We start from the raw sequence: 1,284 nt of genomic DNA on the forward strand, positions 1-1,284 counted from the left end.
ATTTATAAATGGATAGACCTCTACTCTAAATCTAATGAAAGCTCCGTCTCTAAAGCTGATTTTCTAGAATTAAAAAGACAACTGGCTAAAGTTAAGGAAGAACGAGACATCTTAAAAAAAGTATTGACCATATTCGCCGAGAAAAAGAAGTGAGTGCTGCGGATATGGCTCAAACCATACAAACTTTAGCACTCAATGTCAGACTAAGCTGTCAACTCCTTGATGTTCCTGAATCAAGTTATTATGAACGGATTAACCGACATCCATCTAAAACTCAATTAAGGAGACAATACCTGTCACTCAAAATTTCTCAACTCTTCAATGCTAACCGAGGAATCTATGGTGCTCCTAAAATTCATCATCTTCTACTTAAACAAGGGGAAAAAGTCGGGTTAAAACTGGTACAGAAGCTAATGAAGCAACTTCAACTCAAGTCTGTAGTCATTAAGAAATTTAAGCCTGGATACTCACTAAGTGATCACATCAATCGAAAAAATCTCATACAGACTGAACCTACAAAGAAAAATAAGGTTTGGTCAACCGACATTACTTATATTCCTACTCAACAAGGATGGGCTTATCTCTCAACCATTATGGATCGTTATACTAAAAAAGTCATTGCTTGGGATTTGGGCAAGCGAATGACTGTAGAATTAGTGCAAAGAACTTTAAATAAGGCCATTAAATCACAAGACTATCCAGAAGCTGTTATTCTTCATTCTGACCAAGGAAGCCAGTATACGAGTCTAGAGTATGAAGAGTTGCTTAAGTATTATGGGATGACTCACTCTTTCAGTCGAAGGGGATACCCTTATCATAATGCCAGTCTTGAATCTTGGCATGGACATTTAAAAAGAGAGTGGGTGTATCAATTTAAATATAAGAACTTTGAAGAAGCCTATCAGAGTATTTTCTGGTACATCGAAGCCTTTTATAATTCAAAACGAATCCATCAAAGTTTAGGGTATCTTACACCTAATCAATTTGAAAAGGTAAGTGCTTAAAATAAATAGATTAAAATTCTACGTTTGTTACTCTAAAAACTTGACTTAACGTCATCAATAAAGAATATAAAAAACTAAAGAATAAAAAGTCCAAAACAGAGCAACATGAAAAATAAAACAATAATAAAAGCAGTTTTTAGTATGATTACTGCTTTTATTATTTCCTCCAAAACTGTTGTTTTACCTTTGTGTCGGTAGATTGTCGTTCTTTTGTCGTCTATCTGTCGTGTACATGTTTAAAAAAATAGTTTATTATACCCGAATTGCTAGTTAATTTCAT

The 1,284-nt window shown here is 34.0% G+C and carries 1 protein-coding gene; it reads left to right on the plus strand.

All coding sequences use genetic code 11. The features are described 5' to 3' along the window. A protein-coding gene (locus ABTZ99_RS45000) for an IS3-like element IS981 family transposase (RefSeq protein WP_499619293.1) occupies positions 1 to 1,004 on the plus strand; the annotation gives its coding sequence in 2 pieces (ribosomal slippage) (positions 1 to 109 and positions 109 to 1,004; 1,005 coding nt annotated over the 2 pieces). This gene is flagged as partial in the annotation. Positions 1,005 to 1,284 lie beyond the last annotated feature (280 nt).

The organism is Actinosynnema sp. NPDC002837, assembly GCF_040295345.1.
GTDB lineage: Bacteria > Actinomycetota > Actinomycetes > Mycobacteriales > Pseudonocardiaceae > Actinosynnema.